Source organism: Paraburkholderia kirstenboschensis, assembly GCF_904848585.1.
Classification (GTDB): domain Bacteria; phylum Pseudomonadota; class Gammaproteobacteria; order Burkholderiales; family Burkholderiaceae; genus Paraburkholderia; species Paraburkholderia kirstenboschensis.
The window spans coordinates 1-19,687 of the sequence record NZ_CAJHCR010000037.1 but is presented as its reverse complement, the minus strand read 5'-3'; the positions used below and the strand labels follow the sequence as shown (position 1 = coordinate 19,687).

General features: G+C 59.5%; 16 protein-coding genes and 4 pseudogenes. 5 read left to right on the top strand and 15 right to left on the bottom strand.

The window, feature by feature from the left end; translation table 11 throughout:
* Nucleotides 1–25 precede the first annotated feature (25 nt).
* On the top strand, nucleotides 26–352 hold the full coding sequence (locus JMY24_RS39840) for a chemotaxis protein CheB (RefSeq protein ID WP_413231307.1): 327 nt from the start codon (nucleotides 26–28) through the stop codon (nucleotides 350–352).
* Nucleotides 264–539, top strand: coding sequence for a chemotaxis protein CheB (locus JMY24_RS39835; protein ID WP_413231306.1), 276 nt, complete (start codon nucleotides 264–266; stop codon nucleotides 537–539). The genes JMY24_RS39840 and JMY24_RS39835 overlap by 89 nt, the downstream gene beginning before the upstream one ends.
* A 715-nt stretch (nucleotides 540–1,254) precedes the next feature.
* On the opposite strand, the gene JMY24_RS37060 is transcribed toward JMY24_RS39835, so the two are convergent.
* The gene (locus JMY24_RS37060; protein WP_164853421.1) at nucleotides 1,255–1,548 is read right to left on the bottom strand and encodes a hypothetical protein; all 294 of its coding nucleotides are present in this window, start codon (nucleotides 1,546–1,548) and stop codon (nucleotides 1,255–1,257) included.
* Between the two features lie 606 nt (nucleotides 1,549–2,154).
* Nucleotides 2,155–2,313, bottom strand: a pseudogene (locus tag JMY24_RS37055) (transposase); the annotation flags it as partial.
* Nucleotides 2,314–2,639: 326 nt separating this feature from the next.
* On the opposite strand from JMY24_RS37055, the gene JMY24_RS37050 reads away from it, so the two are divergent.
* The gene (locus JMY24_RS37050; RefSeq protein ID WP_201704009.1) at nucleotides 2,640–2,816 is read left to right on the top strand and encodes a hypothetical protein; all 177 of its coding nucleotides are present in this window, start codon (nucleotides 2,640–2,642) and stop codon (nucleotides 2,814–2,816) included.
* Between the two features lie 42 nt (nucleotides 2,817–2,858).
* Here JMY24_RS37050 and JMY24_RS37045 read toward each other — a convergent pair.
* The 11 genes and pseudogenes from JMY24_RS37045 to JMY24_RS36995 form a co-directional block, all read right to left on the bottom strand.
* A pseudogene (locus JMY24_RS37045) lies at nucleotides 2,859–3,589 on the bottom strand (IS6 family transposase).
* A gap of 4 nt (nucleotides 3,590–3,593) precedes the next feature.
* Nucleotides 3,594–3,995, bottom strand: a complete 402-nt coding sequence (locus tag JMY24_RS37040) for a hypothetical protein (protein ID WP_236597757.1) — start codon at nucleotides 3,993–3,995, stop codon at nucleotides 3,594–3,596.
* Between the two features lie 520 nt (nucleotides 3,996–4,515).
* Nucleotides 4,516–4,846 (bottom strand): annotated as a pseudogene (locus tag JMY24_RS37035) (alcohol dehydrogenase catalytic domain-containing protein); the annotation flags it as partial.
* Between the two features lie 19 nt (nucleotides 4,847–4,865).
* Entirely contained in the window at nucleotides 4,866–6,593 is a 1,728-nt protein-coding gene (locus tag JMY24_RS37030; protein WP_128598357.1) for a GMC family oxidoreductase, read from the bottom strand.
* An 89-nt stretch (nucleotides 6,594–6,682) separates the two neighbouring features.
* On the bottom strand, nucleotides 6,683–7,519 hold the full coding sequence (locus JMY24_RS37025) for an ABC transporter permease (RefSeq protein ID WP_128598356.1): 837 nt from the start codon (nucleotides 7,517–7,519) through the stop codon (nucleotides 6,683–6,685).
* 4 nt (nucleotides 7,520–7,523) lie between these two features.
* Entirely contained in the window at nucleotides 7,524–8,786 is a 1,263-nt protein-coding gene (locus JMY24_RS37020) for an ABC transporter permease (RefSeq protein WP_201704008.1), read from the bottom strand.
* Between the two features lie 16 nt (nucleotides 8,787–8,802).
* Nucleotides 8,803–9,840 (bottom strand): ABC transporter substrate-binding protein, encoded by a 1,038-nt coding sequence (locus tag JMY24_RS37015; RefSeq protein WP_128598355.1) that lies wholly within the window; start codon nucleotides 9,838–9,840, stop codon nucleotides 8,803–8,805.
* A gap of 35 nt (nucleotides 9,841–9,875) precedes the next feature.
* Nucleotides 9,876–10,967: an ABC transporter ATP-binding protein gene (locus JMY24_RS37010; RefSeq protein WP_201704006.1), complete on the bottom strand. Its 1,092-nt coding sequence runs from the start codon at nucleotides 10,965–10,967 to the stop codon at nucleotides 9,876–9,878.
* A gap of 181 nt (nucleotides 10,968–11,148) precedes the next feature.
* Nucleotides 11,149–13,647, bottom strand: coding sequence for a CoA transferase (locus tag JMY24_RS37005; protein WP_128598353.1), 2,499 nt, complete (start codon nucleotides 13,645–13,647; stop codon nucleotides 11,149–11,151).
* Between the two features lie 272 nt (nucleotides 13,648–13,919).
* A complete protein-coding gene (locus tag JMY24_RS37000) occupies nucleotides 13,920–14,825 on the bottom strand; it encodes a LysR substrate-binding domain-containing protein (RefSeq protein ID WP_128598359.1) in 906 nt (301 codons plus the stop codon).
* Between the two features lie 474 nt (nucleotides 14,826–15,299).
* Nucleotides 15,300–16,820, bottom strand: coding sequence for a CoA-acylating methylmalonate-semialdehyde dehydrogenase (locus tag JMY24_RS36995; protein ID WP_128598352.1), 1,521 nt, complete (start codon nucleotides 16,818–16,820; stop codon nucleotides 15,300–15,302).
* A 64-nt stretch (nucleotides 16,821–16,884) separates the two neighbouring features.
* Between JMY24_RS36995 and JMY24_RS36990 the strand changes: the two genes are divergently transcribed.
* Nucleotides 16,885–17,850 carry a LysR family transcriptional regulator gene (locus tag JMY24_RS36990; protein WP_236597756.1) on the top strand — a complete coding sequence of 322 codons (966 nt, stop codon included), beginning with the start codon at nucleotides 16,885–16,887 and terminating at the stop codon, nucleotides 17,848–17,850.
* 259 nt (nucleotides 17,851–18,109) lie between these two features.
* On the opposite strand, the gene JMY24_RS36985 is transcribed toward JMY24_RS36990, so the two are convergent.
* On the bottom strand, nucleotides 18,110–18,586 hold the full coding sequence (locus tag JMY24_RS36985) for a PDDEXK nuclease domain-containing protein (RefSeq protein ID WP_128598351.1): 477 nt from the start codon (nucleotides 18,584–18,586) through the stop codon (nucleotides 18,110–18,112).
* A pseudogene (locus JMY24_RS36980) lies at nucleotides 18,583–18,860 on the bottom strand (HU family DNA-binding protein). Before JMY24_RS36980 ends, JMY24_RS36985 begins: the two are co-directional and overlap by 4 nt.
* Nucleotides 18,861–19,056: 196 nt before the next feature.
* Between JMY24_RS36980 and JMY24_RS36975 the strand changes: the two are divergent.
* On the top strand, nucleotides 19,057–19,230 hold the full coding sequence (locus JMY24_RS36975) for a hypothetical protein (protein WP_165572757.1): 174 nt from the start codon (nucleotides 19,057–19,059) through the stop codon (nucleotides 19,228–19,230).
* The last annotated feature ends 457 nt before the right edge of the window (nucleotides 19,231–19,687 follow it).

Sequence of the window (19,687 nt, the reverse complement as noted above, 5' to 3'; positions counted from 1 at the left end):
GTGCCTCGCTTGACGGTCTGCAGCACTGCGGGAGATTCTGTCCTCGTTGGCCGCAGATGTGCAAGCGGGTATCTTCACCGTAATGCACGTTGGGGCGTGGCCCAGCCAGCTTGCCGGGATTCTTCAGGCTGGCTGCGAGTTGCCCGTTGTGCATGCAAGCGATAACCAGCGCATCGCCAGAACAACCGCATATGTGGCGCCTCGGGACCGGCACATGCCAATGCGCGCCGGCGCTATCGTTCGAACAACGGGACCCAAGGAAAATTTGCGCGTCCAGCTGCCGACCCTCTGTTTCGATCCGCAGCGAGTATGGTCCGCGCGTAATGGGCGTAGTCCTGACAGGCAAGCTTGACGACGGTGCGGCGGGACTCAAGGCTATCGAGGCGTGCGGTGCTTTTACGATCGTCCAGGAACCGTCGTCCTGCGTGGCATCGGACATGCCGAAGGCGGCCATCGTCAGCGCGCTTACGACGATTCGCTTAAAGGATTCGATAAGGACAGCCGAGAGCGCATTGCCCTGGAGGCGAAGATCGCGTTGAGAGGCGACTCATTGCCTGCCGATCTGAGCGGCTCGGCCAGCCGGTCGAGCATGACGTGTCCCGACTGAGGAGGCGTGCTGTGGCGCATCGGCAACGACCTGCCACTTCCATTCCGCTGTCATACCGGGCACGCATTTTCGGCGTTGCCCCTTGAGTCGCAGCAGCGGGACGGAGCTGAAAACGCGCTACGGTCGGCTGCGCGACACTTGCAGGAGAGCTTACTGCTTGCCGAAGCACGGGTGTCGAGGGCCGAAAGCGCGCGCAACCCCGAAGCATCGGAGCTGCGTGCGCGGAAGGAACGTTTGCGGGCTGCTATCGATACAACCCTACAATTGGAGCTCGAGCCGAGCACATAAACGACCGAAAAATTGGCGTGAAAAAGGTTCGCGGCTTTCGCTGCACCGGGTACGCCGACAAGCATTCGCGAGTGCGATAGCGGCTTGAAACAGAATCAGGTAGCCCAGTTGCGCAGACTTGGAGTCGTGGCGTCAGTTCGACCGGGCCGAAGGCGAAACGGCCGCTTTGGAACGCAGCGGTGACGTTCGCTGCAATCTGGTGAAGGACAGCACAGGGTCGATCAGAGGCGAACGCCAACGTCAATGTATCGGCCTACCTTCCCGAGGGCTCGGCACAATGGAAGCAGTGGCTTTGATCGAAGCGCCATCTGTCCGGCACGGGATGGCTCGAGGAACCCGTATTTGATGCGGCTGGCCTTTTAGGCGCTGATATTGATGACTGAGCCGACCGCGGTCGTATCGGAACCGGTAGTGGTTTGCGACTGCGATGGCGAAGAATTCGCCAATGCGCTCAACGCGCCGTGCGCGTGATGGTGATGCTCGCTCTTGCCGAGGCTGCTCTGTGACGTTGCCGTCTTCAGGTGTGCCGCAAAACTCGACTGGCTCGATTCGCTCGTTGAGCTTTGGCCTGTCAGCTTCGACAGCCCGGAACCAATGGCGCTGCTCACCCCGCTGAGTAGAGTGGATGCTGCACCGATTGCGAATGGAATCATATCGACGTCCGTCAGAATAGGGCAACCGAAATGCCCGAGCTTTCGAACTATACCGAGTTTTCGGCGCTGCATGACCGTCTCGGCTTGATATTTCGGTCAAAATCTCGGCTGTCTTTGACGCGGGCTTGGGTCCAGCGCGCATGCGGGACCGCTTTTCGGGCGTCCGGAGCGCGAAAAATAGCGAGTCGTGGGTCGACGCAAACGCTTCGGGTTCGATCGACCACGTGGAAAGGCGTCTGGACAATCGTCGCTGTTCGGCCATGAGCCGCCGGTCGAGGTCGACATCCAATTTCAATAGTTAAGGTCTCTTTTGCCCTCGCTCAATGGCCGGTTGCCGGCGAGCGAATTGCCAGTGGTACTGCCTCAACCCGGCCAAGAGCCGCCGGTCGAGGCGTCTATCCAGTTTGCATGGCCGAGGTCTCGACCGTCCCCGCGCACCGGCCAACACGACGCGTGCCAGCGCTCTGCCCAGTCAACGGGAAAATTTGCGTTGCTGCGTGCCGGTTGATTTGCGGCCTGGCGCTGAGCAAACGATTGTTTAGCTTGCAATCGAGCTTTAGCTTTTTGCAGTCTGACCGGGTACCCCACGTGGTCAGGGATGGGGTTGTAGCCGATCCGTAAGTCATGACACTGTTCGTATTCGCGATGCCAGGCTCTCAGGGAATTCTTTGTCAGGTAACCCAGCTGTCTGATGGTCGCCCTGATGCGCCTTCCCAACTTCAGATAAAGCCGAACCGCTTGAATGCGGTCTTCATACGAGTACATGGACTACCTCCAGATAGTTCAAGATTTTGTCCGCATCCCCAATCTGCGTGCGGCGTCGGTGCTCACGGCGGCGGCCATGTGAAAATCCCGCGCGCTTCGCAGCGAGTGTTGACGACGCGAAGAACTTCCGCGTATCGTCTGCAAGCCACTCGCCACAGCGAATCGGAGGCCCCCCCGAATGCCTATCAATGTCGCCAACTGTCGTTCCCTCCCGACCACAGTACCGACCGGCAACTTCAATGGCGGGGCGTTCGTGCCGCTGGTCAACGGCTTGCACCGCCAGCCACTACACGGCGGCGAACTGCCGGGTTAACCTGAATCCGGCGATGAATGTCGGCGTCGGCATTGCCGGCCTCACGAGCCTGAATCCGCAGGCCGCGCCCGCCGGTGACACCTATTTCCTACCGTTCGCAACCGACGAAATCAGTTCGATGGTGCTCCCGCCGCCCGGCGGCGCAGGCGCGGGTCTACGTGGACAGCGTGCAGGGGCTCTGTCAGGTTAATGCGTCTGGGCTACCTGTGTGGCGTAAGAGTAGTTATCCTTATCAGATAACTTCCTTGATCGCGGAAGAAACAGTCCAATCGTGCCATTTAGCGAATCGTTCTTTGAGTATGGCGCGATGACGTGCCGCGTTCATCTGATGTCTGGGCAACGCGAAGTGCTGCCGGATCGGGCCGAAGCATGAGAGAAATGCCTGCGTGCGGCGCGCATCGCGAAAGCCGCACATCTGGCGCTCGCGCCTGCGGGTCGGCTGGTGGCTGTTCTCGGCACGATTGTTCACGCGTGCAGCTGCTTTGACGAAGACATGCTTTACATAGCGAGCTCGGGAATGTCAGCCTTTGCAGCGGGATAGCTGCGCAGTTGGTCGGTAACAATCTTGCGCGGCACCGGGTTTGAACGCAGCACGCGCCGGAAGAAGCGCTTTGCCGCGGCCTTATCGCGCCGCTTTTGCACCAGCACATCAAGTTCAGCACCGTGCTCGTCGACCGCTCGCCACAACAGATACGGCTCGCCGCGTAGCATCACGAACATCTCATCCATATGCCATATGCTGCCCGGCCTGGGCCGCGCCGCTTTGGCGCGCCGGGCAAATCCAGCGCCAAATTTGTCGCACCAGCAGCGGATCGTTTCGTACGTAACCACGACACCGCGCTCAAGCAACAACTCCTCCACGTCGCGCAGGCTCAGGCTAAACCGAAAATACCACCGAACCGCGCAGCTGATGACGACCGCGGGGAAACGGTGACCGTGGTAAAGCGATTTCGTTTTCTTCATCACTTCATTTTACCGCCGCTGCCCCAGCAACCTGACAGAGGCCTTGCGCGTGCAGACGCTGAAGGTTGTCCTCCAGATTTGCTTCGAAGTACCGCCATGTCATACCGTCCACTCCTGGAGCCGCATTGCGCTTGAGCGCACGGAACGACTCTCGAAGCCGGTCGATGGTGACGTGGTGCAGCAGAGCGGTGAACCGCTCCTTCTTCCGCTGCCTTGCAGCTTGCCGTACACGTTCCAGCCCCTGTGGCACGCTTGCCCGGTTCTGCGCCCGGCGCGTGTTGGACTGACCCGTGTTCCCCTTGGTCCCCGCCCTTCGCTCCTCCCACTCCGCAGCCGGATTTCCGGCGTTGTTCGCAGGCTTCATCGCTACTATGGCGGAGTCTGACTTCTCCCGTCCGTTCATCATCGGCTACGGCTCCTCGCCTTCCCGATGCGGACCTGTCCTTGCTGCGACAGGCCAGACTGGAGATCTCCCGGTTCCCAAACAAGGAGCGTGCGTGTGTGCCAGGGTCTTCGACCACGCCGAGTCGAACGGAGTGCTCGCAATATCGCGCTCCGTCGTGTTGCCTTCCGCCTTGTCAACGGCGTCGGCACTCAGAATAAGTAAACTATCGCGGCTCAATGGCTGGCCCGCACGTACCCCTGTCAACGCTTCGCCGCATGTCTCGCGACATACTGCGCATGACTCGGGGACAACGTGGTTTGCTAGACCTTCGTTGTAAGAGACTTGCACTCTCTACTCCTTGCCGGTCTCCCGGCGCACTGACAACTTCATTTCGCTCTACGGTATGGCAACGTGACGAACGTAGGTAGGGGCAAACAGGAGTTCGGCGACAAAACGTCGCGCCGAAATCGACGTCCGTCTTGGCGGCTGAGTCCAGGAAGCATCGTCGAGCCAGATCCTTCGCGATAGCCGCCCGGCCGAACAGGACATCACCGCGCGGACGTGACACCTTCTGCGCAAGACCGCCCCAATGCTGCTCGCCGACGCCTCAGCCATTGAGCAGAACCTGATCGCCCGCCCGATAGTCGACATGACAGCTGTCCTCAACAACACCGACCAGGTCGATGCCCGGCACCATCGGAAATTTCCGTACTACTGGACCGCGGCCCGTTATGGCGAGCCCGTCCTTATAGTTGAGCGTCGAGTAACTCAACCGGATCGTTACATCTCCGTCGGGCAATTGACTCGTCGATGTCCTTCAGTGTTGCGTGGCAACCTGTCGCATCCTTCTCAATCAGAATTCCCTTGAACACACGCACCTCCTGTCTCCAATCACGCTAGATCCACGTTCGGGCTTATGCTCACCTCGACAACGCCGTGCATATGCCCCGCCGGCTTGGCTTCCCGCTTTCTATCCATGCGAATCATTTCACTCGCTCGCTCCGCGATCATCAATGTCGGCGAGTTGGTGTTGCCCGATGTGATCGTCGGCATGATCGAAGCGTCGACCACCCGTAAGCCGTTCACACCATGCACCCGAAGTCGGGAATCGACCACGGAGTCCGGATCGTCCGCCATACCCATTCGGCAGGTTCCGACCGGGTGAAAGATGGTTGTTCCCACGTCGCCAGCCGCATGCCGCAATTCATCTTCGGTCTGGAACTGGATTCCAGGGAGAATTTCCTGTGGCCGAAACCGCTCAAGCGCGGGTGCCGACACAATGCGCCGGGTCAGCCGCAGGGCATTTGCCGCGACATGACGGTCCTCCTCGGTCAAAAGGTAGTTAGGCGCAATTCTCGGTGCCATCGCCGGATCACCCGACGTGATGTGCACGCTGCCCCGTGAGGACGGCCGCAACTGACAAACCGACGCGGTGAACGCGTCGAACGGATGCAACGGTTCTCCGAAGCGTTCGAGTGACAGCGGCTGTACATGGTACTGAACGTCAGGTCGCGTCAGCGTTCCATCATTCGGATCGGATTTTGCAAACACGCCGAGCTGCGACGGCGCCATTGCCATCGGCCCACTTCTGAACACGCCATATTCGAGGCCGATCTTGAATTTTCCCCACCAGTGAGCGCTGAGGGTGTTCAATGTCCGTACGCCCTGCACCTTGAATGCCATGCGCAACTGCAGATGATCCTGCAGATTTTCGCCGACACCCGGAAGATCTTTGACCACGCCAATTCCATGCTTCGCCAGCCGATCGGCACTTCCGATTCCCGACAATTCCAGCAATTGGGGAGAGTTGACTGCCCCTGCACAGAGAATCACTTCGCGCCGCGCTCTCGCCATACGCGGCTCGTCGCCGAGGCGGAACTCGATTCCGGTACACCGGTTATTCTCGAACATCAGTCGTCGTGTCTGCGCATTCGTGAGAACCGTCAGGTTCCCGCGCTTTGCTGCAGGTCGAAGATAGGCTTTCGACGCATTCCACCGGATGCCGTGTTTTTGATTGACGTCGAAATACCCGACTCCTGTGTTGTCGCCTCTATTGAAATCGTCCGTCGCTGGTATGCCTGTCTGTTGCGCGGCTTCGGAAAATGTCTCGAGAATGTCCCACTTTAACCGCTGCTTCTCCACGCGCCACGGGCCGCCAGCACCGTGAGCATCACTTGCACCAGCATGGAAGTCCTCGCTCTTCCTGAACGTCTCGAGGACGGTCTCCCACCCCCATGACGGATCGCCGGCTATGCGGGCCCATTCGTCGTAATCCTCGCTCTGACCCCGCATGTAGATCATGCCGTTAATCGACGAGCAGCCACCAAGGACCCGGCCTCGCGGATAGGCTAACGCCCTGCCGTTCAGCCCTGCCTCAACGCACGTCTTGTAGCGCCAGTCGGTCCGCGAATTTCCAATGCAGTAGAGATAGCCGACCGGGATATGAATCCAATGGTAGTCATCCTTTCCACCCGCCTCAATCAGCAGTACCGACACGTCTTCGTCTTCGCTCAAACGGCTTGCGACCACGCAACCCGCCGTACCTGCGCCAATCACGATATAGTCGAATTCACCCACTGACTGCTTTGAGCTGGTTCCTTTGATTTTTCCTTCCGACATCTTGCCTCCTTGTATCTGTGCATATCGATGACTGGCCGTTTTGGCGCCCCGTCGCTCCGGCAACATCCGATGCGTAAGTGCCGACAACGTCAGATCGACGTCTGCTTTGCTACGGATCTGGACCGCAACCATTCCATGGTGACAAGCAGCAGACTTGAAAAGACGATAAAAATTGATGCAAGCGCAGCGACCGTGGGCGTGATGTTTTCACGAATCCCGATGAACATCTGAAGCGGGAGCGTTCCCTGCGTCGGGCCGGCGATGAACATGGTGATCACGACATCGTCCAGCGACGTAGCAAACGCAAACAGCGCTCCGGAAATCACACCGGGTGCGATGATCGGCAAAGTAACCCGGAAGAACGTTCGGACCGGCGACGCGCCCAGACTCAGGCTGGCTCGTACGTAGTTCTGGTTGAAGCCGGCAAGCGTTGCGTTTACCGTGATCACGACAAACGGCGCGGCGATCACGACATGCCCGAAAATCAGGCCGGCATAGGTCCCGGCCAATCCCCAGCGGGCAAACAGCAGATACATCCCCACTCCTGTGACGATCACCGGGACGATCATCGGGGAGATCAGGATGGCGACCAGCAACCCTTTGCCCTTGAACGAAGCCCTATTCAATCCTAGTGCGGCCAGCGTCCCGAGTATGGTTGCGACTATCGTAGCGATCGGCGTCACGATGAGGCTGTTGGCTCCGGCCCGTGCCCAGTCCGTCGACGTGAACAGGTCGTGATACCACCTGAACGAAAACCCATGGATTGGATAGACGAGAAACGAGTTCTCGTTAAACGAAAGCGGGATGATCGCCAGAATAGGCAGAATCAGAAACACAAGTATCAGGACGTTCGCCGATCGCAAGGCGTAATGCCAAACGATTTCGGGCGTCGACACGTAGGGCGCGAAACGCGGCATGGTTTTCATGATGCTAGGCCACCTTTATTTCTGTTCCGACGATCTTTCGATAGAGCGCAAAGAGAATCAGCGTCACGAGAAGGAGAACTGCACCGAGCGCGCACGCCATCCCCCAGTTCAGCGCCACGTTGGTGAAATATGCGATGTAGTAGCTGACCATCTGATCACCTGCCCCGCCGAGCAGGGCGGGGGTAATGTAGTAGCCCAGTGCGGTAATGAACACCAGCAGACCACCCGCCCCCACGCCAGGAAGCGTCTGCGGCACGTAGATTTTCCAGAATGCCCCGAAGGGGTGGCTCCCCAGCGAAATCGCGGCCTTTGTATAGCTTGCCGGGACAGATTTCATCACGCTGTAAAGCGGCAAAATCATGAATGGCAGGAGGATGTGAGTCATGGCGATCAGCACCCCCGTCCTGTTGAACAGGAGCGGCAACGGTTTCGAAATCACATGCAGCGCCATCAGCGCCTTGTTGACGAGACCCTCGCCCTGAAGAATCACGATCCATGCAGAAATGCGAACGAGGATCGATGTCCAGAACGGCAGAAGCACCAGGATCATCACGAGATTTGCCTTGCGAGCTGGCAGGATTGAGATCCAGTAGGCGAGCGGATAACCCAGCAAAAGCGCCGCGAGCGTCACGAATCCGCTGATCTCAAAGGTCCGAATGAACACGGAGCGATATGCCGACGCGCCGTTATCGGCCGGCACGATCCGACCATCGGAATTTTCCCGATAGTCGATCGTGGCAAGGAGATACTGGCTTGTGTAACGGGACGACTCGCTGGCTATCGCCCGCCAGTAACTCGCGTCACCCCAGCGCGGATCGATTTCGATCAGGCGTTTCTTCATCTCCTGCGCGGAAATCGCTGCATCGTGATCGCCGAAGGGCAGCGCGCTGGTCGTCCTGTAAAACAACGAGCGGAAACCATCCTTCTGGCCGTTGAGGCGACCGGCCGCGGTGCCCGCATCGTTATTTCCTCCGTTGCTTTCCACGTCGAGCACCAACGCACGGTAAGCGTCATCGGGAACGGGCGACTTGCCATCCCAATGTCTCAATGCCGAGGTCGTTTTCGGCAATGCATCGACCACCTCGGGATTTTGAACCGATCGCGAGATCATCGACGCAACCGGCATCACAAACACCAGCAGAATAAAGATAGCAAGCGGGGCTACCAGCGCAAACGCTACAATTTCCTTGCGGAATTGCACGACTCGCAGCGACCTCTTGAGCTTACGCGTGTCCCAGCTCTGTTGCTGAGAAGTGATGGTACTCATACATCCTCCCTTTCCGTTACCTGGCGGCCCACGCAGTAAAGCGTTGCTCAAGCGCATCGCCATGGTCGGTCCAGAATTCGACGCTATTAGGAATAGCTGTGTTACCGTTCTGAGCTGAATTAGGGAGCGCTGCCAGAGTCGCGGCGTCAATCAGTTTTAGCGCCGCTTTGTTGGTTGGGCCATACGGGATTTGCTGCGCGAACGCGGCTTGCGGCTGAGGCTTCAGTACATACGAAATGTATTTTTGGGCCGTATCCTTGTTCTTCGAACCTTTCGGAATAACGAAAAAATCCAGTTCGTAGATACTCTGATCCCAAGCAATGGCGAGATTTTTGTTCCCTTCACGTTCCGCTGCGTCGATGCGCCCGTTATAAGCAGTCGACATGGCAACATCTCCCGCAATCAGGAACTGCGGAGGCTGGGCGCCAGCTTCCCACCACTGAATATGGGGTTTGAGTTCGTCCATTTTCCTGAACGCCCGCTCGACCCCTGTGGGTGTGCTAAGTACGGTGTAGACATCCTTCGGTGCCACACCATCCGCCATTAGCGCGAATTCCAGGTTGTAGCGGGCCTCCTTCTTCATTCCCCGCTTTCCCGGGAATTTCTTCACATCCCAGAAGTCCTTCCAGCCGTGCGGCGTGCTCCTGCTCAGCGCGGAGTTGTACGCGAGTACGGTCGACCACACGAACGTTCCTGCTGCGCACGGTGTCGCAGCCCCGGCCATCAGGTCACCCTTGCTGGCGATCTTCGACCAGTCGAGCTTCTCGAAGAGACCATCCTGGCAACCGCGACCGACGTCCGCCGACTCGACCTCTACGACATCCCACGTGACATTCCTGGCCTCGACCATTGCTTTTACCTTCGCCATCTCGCCCGTGTACTGAATGGCGTTCGTCGCAATGCCACTCTCCTTCGAGAACGGGTCCACCCATGCCGCCTTTTGAGCATTACCGTCTGCCCCGCCGTAGTTGACGGTGGTGAGCGCTCCGGCAAAATCCGCAGTTGACAGGCACGCCAGCACCGCGGCGCAGATCACTTTCGAGTTCGATTTCATTGTCTCCTCCTACTGTGTAATGGAAATTGAAAACTTCAGCTCAAGATCTTCAGGTGGTCTTCCCGGAACGAAAGGGAAATCCGGTTCCCCGAATGAACATAGGATTGCCAATCGTTCTCAAGCGGGACTTTCACAAAACACTCTGCTTCTCCGGGACCGCGGCAACGCAGGCGGACGTGGTCACCAAAATAGATTGCGTCGAGTGTTTCAGTGTGTATGGTATTCGCCCCGGGTGTCAGATGAGATTCAACAGCTAGCCGTTCTGGGCGGATAACTGCCGTCGCCTGGTGTCCGACGTCAGCGCTCGCCACATTCAGGGCGCGCACCGTCGTCCCATCGGCGAGGCGCAGGTGGCAGTAGCCACCGTCCCTCGTCACGACAGTGCCCTTCATCCGATTGTTGTCGCCGATGAAATTCGCGACAAAGAGATTTCTCGGCGATTCGTACAGACGATCCACGGTATCGAGCTGCTGAATCACCCCCTGGTCGAACACGGCGACACGGTCGGACATCGTGAGTGCTTCGCTCTGGTCATGCGTGACGTAGACGAACGTCAGTCCGAGCGTCTCATGCAGCGCCTTCAACTCGAGTTGCATGTGCTCGCGCAACTGTTTGTCGAGCGCACCGAGAGGTTCATCCATCAGCACGAGCTGAGGGTTGAAAACCAGCGCGCGCGCAAGGGCGACGCGCTGCTGCTGGCCACCCGAGAGCTGACTGGGCATCCGTTTGCCCAGCTTCTCCATGCCGACCATTTCGAGCGCCCGCTTTACCTTTGCACCTCGTTCGTCGGCCGGTATTTTCCGAACCTTGAGCGGATACTCCAGATTCTGTGCGACCGTGAGATGGGGAAAGAGCGCATAGTTCTGGAACACCATCCCGATATTGCGTTTATGTGGCGGGACCCGGTTCAGCAGCTGACCATCGAGCCAGATTTCGCCGCCGGTCGGGTACTCGAATCCTGCGAGCATCATCAGGCAAGTCGTTTTCCCCGATCCGGATGGGCCCAGCAAGGTCAGAAACTCGCCTTTCTGGATGTCGAGATTCAGATCTTTGACAACTAGCGTTTCACCATCGTAGGTTTTTTTAACGTGACGGAAGCTCACGAGAGCTTTGGTCTGATCCTGCATGGCTGTCTCCAATATAAAATATTTGTATCCCGCCAAAGCCTCGTACGCTGGGTGTGCTCGCATCGAACAACCCGACGAAACGTCGGCACAACCTTCTCATCACGTGTTGCACACGCTCCTCTGGCACCACGCTTCACGCCGGAATGCTCTGTTCGCCGCACTGCCCTACGTAGAAGCCCGTCTAGCTGGGCAAGTACTCGTCAGACCAGCTATCGCCGACCGCATGTCGCGCTAGCAGCATCTCGATCTCCGCATCGCTATACCCGAACTCGCGCAGAACGGCGTGCGTCGACGCACCGAATTTCTCGGCCGGTGGCAATGCACGAATCCGCGCGTGACGTGGACGAATCGCAAAGGGATCGAGCTGCGTGACACATCGGCCACTCGGATGGTCCGCATAGACGCTGAACGAGTAGCTGCCGTTTTCGACACCGGAACGATCGTCGCAAGGCCTGCTGTTGTGCCGGCGCAGATTGACGATGTTGTCCGGGACCGCCGCGGCAATGTTGGCGGCCTGCAATCGGGTCTGCCATATCTCAGCGGAGGCGGTGTGGAGCGCACACGCGAGAAACGCAGCCGGAACCTCGGCGACGGCGATCCCGTTCAGACCGTCCACCCGATCCAGCTTATCCAGCTCACTTTCGCTGGTGTCCACATAAATCCAGTTGTCCGCGGCGCGGAAGAAGCGGGACATCGCGCCAGAGCCGCGCACGTCGCGACCGGACGGTTCGTCGAACGGGCGGCGGTCCGCATAGTCGTACGCAAACGGAATCTGCACCAGATTGCCAAGCGCAGCGAGAGAGGTTCTGGCACGCCCCACTTCACCGGTTCTGGCCTTGCGATACAGCGCGGCCGCGACACCCAGTGCAGCCGCGAATCCGCACATGACGTCGATTGTTCCGACGTGCGCATGTTCCTCAGGTGTCTGCATACCTCCACCGAATCGCACCATGATCCCCGTACATGCCTGGATCAGATCGTCGTAGCCGAGATAGTCCGTCCGCGGCCCGCGTCGCGGACCGCCAAAGCAGTCGAGTTGACAGAAGATCACGCCGGGATTGACGGAACGAAGGCTTGCTTCGTCCAGCCCAAGCGGTGCCAGTTGACGATCAGGAGCGTTCATCACGATCACGTCGACAGACCGGGCAACGCGATTGAACACCTCGCGTCCATCCGGGTGATTCAGATCGACGAGCACGCTGCGTTTTCCACGGGCCGAAGACATCCCGAAGACAACCGTATTCCACGGGTCGTAATTCGGCGCGACAGGGTCGAGTTTGATGACATCGGCGCCGAACCGGCCGAGAAACGATGTCGAATGCGGCCCTGCAATCACGTTGGTCAGATCGAGGACGCGCACCCCGTCGAGCCAGCCCTGCGCGCCTGTCTCCGACGGAGGCGGCAGTTCGGTGCCCTGCTGCTCATCGAGAATCGCCACCGCGTCCTGAAAAGTCACCGGACAGCGGGACTTCGGCGAAAGCATCGATTCGGCACAGTCTTCGAGCCACGAAACCGGTCCGGGTTGTTTCATCGTGCCGTACTCAAGGTCGTCGACATTCACGACCAGACCGGCAGCATTGGCATGATCATCGTGCAGCCACTCCTGCATGGTACGGTGTGCTGCTCCGGGAAAGCCGCCTTCGCCAAAGATCTTTTCCCACTCCGCTGCGGTTTTCGTACGGAAGACTTCCGCCATGCGCGCCGAAATCCGCTTTGCCCAATGCTCGGGCAACGGATATACCCCTAACGACGCGTCCCCTTCCCATTCGGAAATCGGCAGGTACGGGTCATCTATCCTCGGCAATCCGGCCGCCAGCATTTCGTCATAGAGCCCCATCGCCTGCAGGCAACGCCGCGCATGCGACCGATGCGATGGGCACACTGCGTAAAACTTCCGACCGTCAGCGCACTCGTATGTCCGGTAGAACGGATCGAGATACTCCTGAAGAGCTTCGTACGACAGATCCATCGGAAGATCATTCGAACGCCGTCGCTCAATTTCCTTTTCACGCAGAGTCTTGTAGCGCTCGGGATAGTCCTCAATATGAATCGAATTGTAGGAGAGCCCCTCCATCACCGCCGAAGCCAGAGGAACTTCAATTTCGTCCCCCACTCCGGTGTGCTGCCGCGCCTGCAATGCCAGCGCGACTGCCGAGACTGCCAGCATGGTGCCGTAGGCGGACGCAAGCGGCAAAGGCGAGAAACTTGGATTGATTCCCATCAGTACGCGGTTCTGCCCCATGTCCGAGAACACGCCCGAAGCGGAAGCGATAATCGGCTCGAAGGCCCGCCATTCGCGACGCAACTGGTCGTTACTGGCGAAACCCGGCATTGAAAGTGTGATCAACTGCGGGCGTTCTTCACGCAGCTTCGCGAAATCGAGGCCGAGCCGCGTCAGCACGCCAGGCCGGAAATTTTCAATAACGATGTCCGCACGTCCGACGAGACTCTTAGCTTCTTCCAGCCCCTCCCCGGCCTTCAGGTCGAGCCGCATGCAATACTTGTTGCGGTTCAGTACCGCATTCGCCGGGCTATCCCAGAGCGGCCCAGCAGGCGGGTCGACATGAATAACGGTGGCGCCAAGGTCCGCGAGGATCATGGCGACAGCGGGACCTGCAATGTACTGGCCGAAATCGATAACTTTCACGCCGCTAAACGGCAATTGCTTGTTCTTTCCCATAATCTAGCGAGTCGCCTCCAAACTGGTCGCATCGCGCGACCTTCCATCATCGTGTTGTGGGTAAACCCCGTGACTGCCAACCGTACGCGTTGAGATGCGTGTTGGACGGCGATCAGACTGGATGGAGGCAACTTTCGGCCAGAAGCCGTAGTCGGTAAAGCAATAAAAATAATGATGGTGGGTGTATTTTTTTTATGGCTGATGCAACCGAGGAGGACGACTGCGGGCTGCGGCATCGCGCTCTGCCCCGGATACGCAGGCCCGGCCCAAAGTCAGTGTCGCGCGTGCGCTTCCTGCGCCTGTGCGCTTAACCATGCGACGAACGCAGCCGCATGAGGGTTAACAATGCTGTGCTGGGAGTAGACCAGGTAGAACGCCTCACTGGTAGGAAGGCGGGGTTTTAGCGGCGCGATCAGTTGCCCGGAAGCCAGCATGTGTTCAACGAGAGATGACCGGGCGAGTGCAACGCCCAGCCCGAGTTCAGCGAACTTGAGTGCAGAAATCAGCGTATCGAACTGCATCCCCTTCGACGAGTCAATTTTCGATGCTCCGGCTTTTTTAAGCCAGTAGCCCCATCCCTCCTCGTAGCCCAGCACGTGGAGAAGTTCGTGATGCGCGAGATCCTTCGGCGAGGAGAGAGGCGCTTTGGGAGAAGGCAACCCGGGAGCACACACGGGCAGCAGCGCGTCCCAGGTCAGTCGCTCGGCACGCAGGCCGGTCCATTGCCCATGGCCGTAGCGGATCTCCAGATCGGCCTCGACGTCGGTGACACTGCTATCGCCTCCCCAGATATTGCTCGTAATGCGCAGATTGACATTCGGATACCGCTTGCGGAAATCCGGCAGTCGCCATGAGAGCCAGTGCGTGAAAAACACCAGGCTGACACGCACGGTCAGTATTTTCAGGTGCCCTTGCCCGAAGATTTCGTCCGTGGCGGCAGCGAGTCGCTCGATCGCTTCATGCACGACCGGCAGATATGCGAGTCCCGCCTCGGTCAATTCGATGCCGCGCGGCATGCGCTTGAACAATGCCGTGCCAAGCTGAGATTCGAGTCCCTTCACCTGCTGGCTCACGGCCGCCTGAGTGAGATTCAGCTCGGTCGCGGCGTGCGTGAAACTCAGGTGTCGGGCCGAAGATTCAAACGCACGCAGCCAATTGAGCGGTGGGAGTCGTTTCATTTTGCGAATTGCAGTGGCGGATCGGGGCGCGACCGGAAATATTGGTATTCTATTGCGTCGGCACTGTCCTAGTCGCTCGTTGGACGAAGTGGCTCGTGACAACGTGAGCATGCATAAGTCGCATACCTGCGGCCCAGAGTACGCTCTGTTCACGCATGCCGCCGACTTTCGATAAAAAGCGCGAATGCGTGGAAGCGCACACTGGAGAGCGATCCCAGGAGCAGCAGTTCGAAAGCGTTTGGCGCAGGCCGCTTTCGGGCATCGTACGGATCACGAACTACAATGAGCGGTCATCGCGTCAATGGCGACCAGGATCGTTTGCCCGAACGATATGCGACCGATACAAATCGATGTGGCATTCGGGGGATTGGCAGACTGTAGCGCTGCCAATTCCAGCTCGCTCAGTTCGAGGTCGGCGAGCCCGGTCGTTGCTGGACGGCGAGTACCTGCAATGACGTTCTAAACATCCGGTGCTTATTTGGCGGTCGGCATCGCGAATTCAGCGCCCTTGCCGATGCTCGACGACCAGCGCTGCATGATCGACTTCTGCCGCGTATAGAACCGCACACCTTCCTCGCCGTACGCATGCATGTCGCCAAACAGACTCTTCTTCCAGCCGCCGAAACTGTGCCATGCCATCGGCACCGGAATCGGCACATTAATGCCAACCATGCCGACCTGAATGCGTCGCGCGAATTCGCGGGCGATGCCGCCGTCGCTGGTGTAGCAGGACACGCCGTTTCCGAACTCATGCGCGTTGATAAGGGTCACCGCCTCACCAAAATCCTTCACACGAACGCAGGCCAGCACCGGACCGAAGATTTCTTCCTTGTAGATACGCATGTCGGGCGTCACGTGGTCGAATAGTGTGCCGCCGGTAAAGAAACCCTTCTCGCGCGCTGGCACGCGAATGCCGCGTCCGTCGACGACCAGCTGCGCGCCTTCCGTCATGCCCTGCTCGATGTAACCCTCGATGCGCTGCAGTGCTTCGCCGGTGACGATCGGCCCCATCTCGACTTCAGGCGACATGCCGTCGCCGATTACGAGGTTTCGCGCACGCTCAGCCAGTGCGGGCACGATGCGATCGGCGACGTCCCCAACCAGCACCGCGACGCTGATCGCCATGCAGCGCTCGCCGGCTGAACCATAAGCAGCGCCTATTAGTGCGTCGACCGCCTGATCGAGATTGGCATCGGGCATCACGACCAGGTGATTCTTCGCGCCACCGAGCGCCTGAACGCGCTTGCCGTGCTGCACGCCGCGCTGCTGCACGTAAGCGGCGATCGGCGTCGAACCAACGAAACTGACGGCCTGCACGTCAGGATGCTCGAGCAGTGCATCGACCGCCAGCTTGCCGCCCTGAACGACATTGAACACACCGCCCGGCAAACCGGCCCGGGTCAGCAAATCTGCGATGAACAGCGCGGCCGACGGATCGCGCTCGCTCGGCTTCAGCACGAACGTGTTGCCCGCCGCGATCGCGACCGGGAACATCCAGCACGGCACCATGCACGGGAAGTTGAACGGCGTGATGCCGGCAACGACACCGAGCGGCTGACGCATCGTCCAGTTGTCCATGCCGGTGCTGACCTGATCGCTGTAGTCGCCCTTGAGCAGCTGCGGAATCCCGCATGCGAACTCGACGATGTCGATGCCGCGTGCGACTTCGCCTTGCGCGTCGGAGAACACCTTGCCATGCTCGGCGGTGATGATCGCCGCAAGCGTATCGTGATGCTCGTTCATCAGTTGCAGGAAACGGTGCATCACGCGGGCGCGTCGGATCGGCGGCGTGTTTGACCAGGCAGGAAAGGCGGCTTGCGCTGCGGCAACCGCCTGCTGCACTTCTTCCTCGTCGGCGAGCGCGACGCGACGCGCCGCCTGGCCGGCCGCGGGATTGAACACGTCCTGGAAGCGGCCGCTGCGGCCAGGCAGTCGTTCGCCATTGATGTAGTGACCGACGTCGGCGGTCGAAGTGAAGGCGGGTACTGGATTCATCGTGTCGTCTCCTGATAGGGAAGGCCCCAGTCTAGGCAAACGACGCAGGCAGGAGAAGACCGATATGATTGATTCACTGTTCACAATACTGAATAATGACCAGATGAATCCACAAAATGTCCAGGCGCTTTGGCCGCACATCCATTCGCTGACGGTGCTCGCCATGACCGCGAGTTTCACGGCCGCCGCACAGCGGCTGGGGATCAGCAAGGCTGCGATGAGCCAGCGCATCGCCGATCTCGAGGAGGCCGCCGGCGTGCCCCTCGTGCGTCGCACGACGCGCAGCGTGCGGCTCACGGAGGCAGGGCAGACGCTCGTCGACAATACGCGCGAGGCCTATGAGACGATCGAGGTGAACTTCGCGCGCGTGAAGGATCTGGCTGGCGAGCCGCGTGGCCTCGTGCGCGTCACGGCGCCCGTTGCGCTCGGCAGGCAGCAGATCGTGCCGTTGCTGCCGGCGTTCATCGAGCAATATCCCGGAGTGCGGATCGAGCTGGAGCTGTCGGACCGGCTGTTTTCGCTGTCCCAGGAGGGCTTCGACGTCGCGATTCGTCATACAACGACCGCGCCGCAGACGCATGTGGCCTGGACGTTGTGCGAGACACGCTCGCTGCTCGTCGCCAGCCGGGAGTATCTGGCGCGGCGCGGTATGCCCGAACATCCGAACGCGCTCGTCGATCACGACTGCCTGTGCTATCTGCGCGGCAACGAGCCGACCGCGTGGAGCTTCGAGCCGCGCGACCGGAGGAGAAGCCGGGTTAGCGTGCCGGTACGCGGCTGCTTCTCAGCGAACAACAGCGAAGCGATGCGGGAAGCGGCACTCGGCGGGCTCGGGATCGCGCTGCTGCCGGATTTCAGCGCACAGAACGACATCAACGCGGGCAATCTGGTGCCGCTGCTCGACGCATGGCTGCCGTCGGGTGCGTTCGGCGATCATATCTTCGCCATCCGGCCATACAGCCCGATCGTGCCGAGCGCGGTGCGCGCACTGGTGAAGTATCTACGCGAGCGATTATCCGGAGGATTCTAGTTGCCTTTTGCCAGCGGCCGCTTATCGGCGTTCCAACCCGTTGCCCGTTGTTTTCGCCGCCACGCACGCGGTTGCAATTGCGAGACTTTGGCGCCCCCGATATGGGTGGTGCCGCGCGTCCCTACCCTGCATGGGCGCCGGTGATCGTACGCAGCCCTATGTCCACGACCGTCGAAGCTAACTATCAATTGTTTATCGACTGCGTGAAGGCGCGTCACGGCTTTGTGAGCGAGGCTGAGCAACTGGCCAGAACAGCCTACTACGACTCGGCCTCGTTGCTATCACAGGGCATTTTCCGTTTCTCGAGCGCTGCGCGAGTGCGCTCGAGCTCCTCCGCAATCAACGTTTCGTCAGGCAGCACTGTCTGGTACTCAGCGGCCAGAATCTTGTTCGGCAAGTTGTCGAGTGCATAGCGCGCCTCGGCTGCACCCTTCTGGGCGCACAGGATCAGTCCGACCGGAGGATTCTCGCCAGGCTTCACCCAATGCTCACGGGCATAATTGAGGTAGAGATGCATCAGGTCATCTGCGGCCCGGGCTATCAGCGCCTGTCCGTAGTCAGCGCGCGCCTGTCCGCCCTGCTCGCTGGCTACAATGCGCCGCCCAATCTCCCAGTAGGCGACCGTCATCACCGCGTTGACGTTGCGAGCCGCCGCGCTTCGCGCCGTCTCAACGATACTGACCACTCCCTTATGCAAACCGGCGTAGTCGCCGGGCGCAATCGAAACTTTCGTCATGACGCGTTGACGGCATCCTTGAACGCCTTGTCCGCCGTGAACTTGACGGTTTTCGCCGCGGCTATCTGGATTTCCGCGCCGGTGGCGGGGTCCTGCCGGACCGCGCCGCCCGCTGGCCCGTTGAAAAGAAGGCAAACCCGATCAGCTGTACGGTGTCGCCGTACGTGACCGCGGTGGTAATGCTGGAGATCAACGCATCGATCGTCTCAGCGGCCTCAGCCTTACTAGTGCCTGTCTGGGCGGCAACCGCATCAACCAGTTCCTGCTTGTTCATTGTTTTCCTTACAGCGGATGATGGACTGAAGTCGCCACCCTACCCGCTCTACCCGCGGCCGCGCAATTGGTGCGCGCCGCGCGAAGCCGGCATGGCCCCGACCCTTCACTGCCGGCAAGTTCTGCTGCCTCCTCTCGCTGTGCCGATGCGCCGTCTATATTGCTAGAGACGCCGTCCGTCACCTCAGGAGTCCAACATGTCCACCGATCCTTCCGAAACCATCCCCGATCCCGCACGGCCATCGCCCGGCGCGACGAGCGAAGCGCCCCCCAGCACGCCGCCCGTTTCATCTGACGACGACATTCCGGACGCCGACGCCGCCGAGCCCGCTCCGCACGACCACCTTCCGCCCCGGTCGGACGATAACTGATCGCCCTCGCCCTCCCAGCGAAGACCATCCTGCAGAACCTGCGGGCAACACTGTTCCGCCGCGTTTAGCTACCTCTGGGGCGAAGGCCGATACGCTCCGCCTTTTTTCAACAAGCGGTAGAACCGATTGTCCCGAAATGAAGGGGCGAAAGCCCAACTTTCATGCCCTTCATTTCGAGACTGGCCTTGTTGTCCAGAAATGAAGGGGCGGATAGCCACAACTATGTGGAATTGGGCGATTTATGTTGAGAAAGCGAAGTTGCTGAGAGCCGGACGCCTTGCGTGAGACTATCTTTCGAAGTTCGCGAGACTGCCCGGAAAGCCATGTCGATTGGCAACTTTCGACCGGCGGATTCAACCGGTCGATGCAACACACTGAAGACTGCGCAAGCAGCAGGAGTGTTGCACATGAAGCAGAGACGCCGGATTTATTACAGTGAGACGCAGAAAGCGCTGAT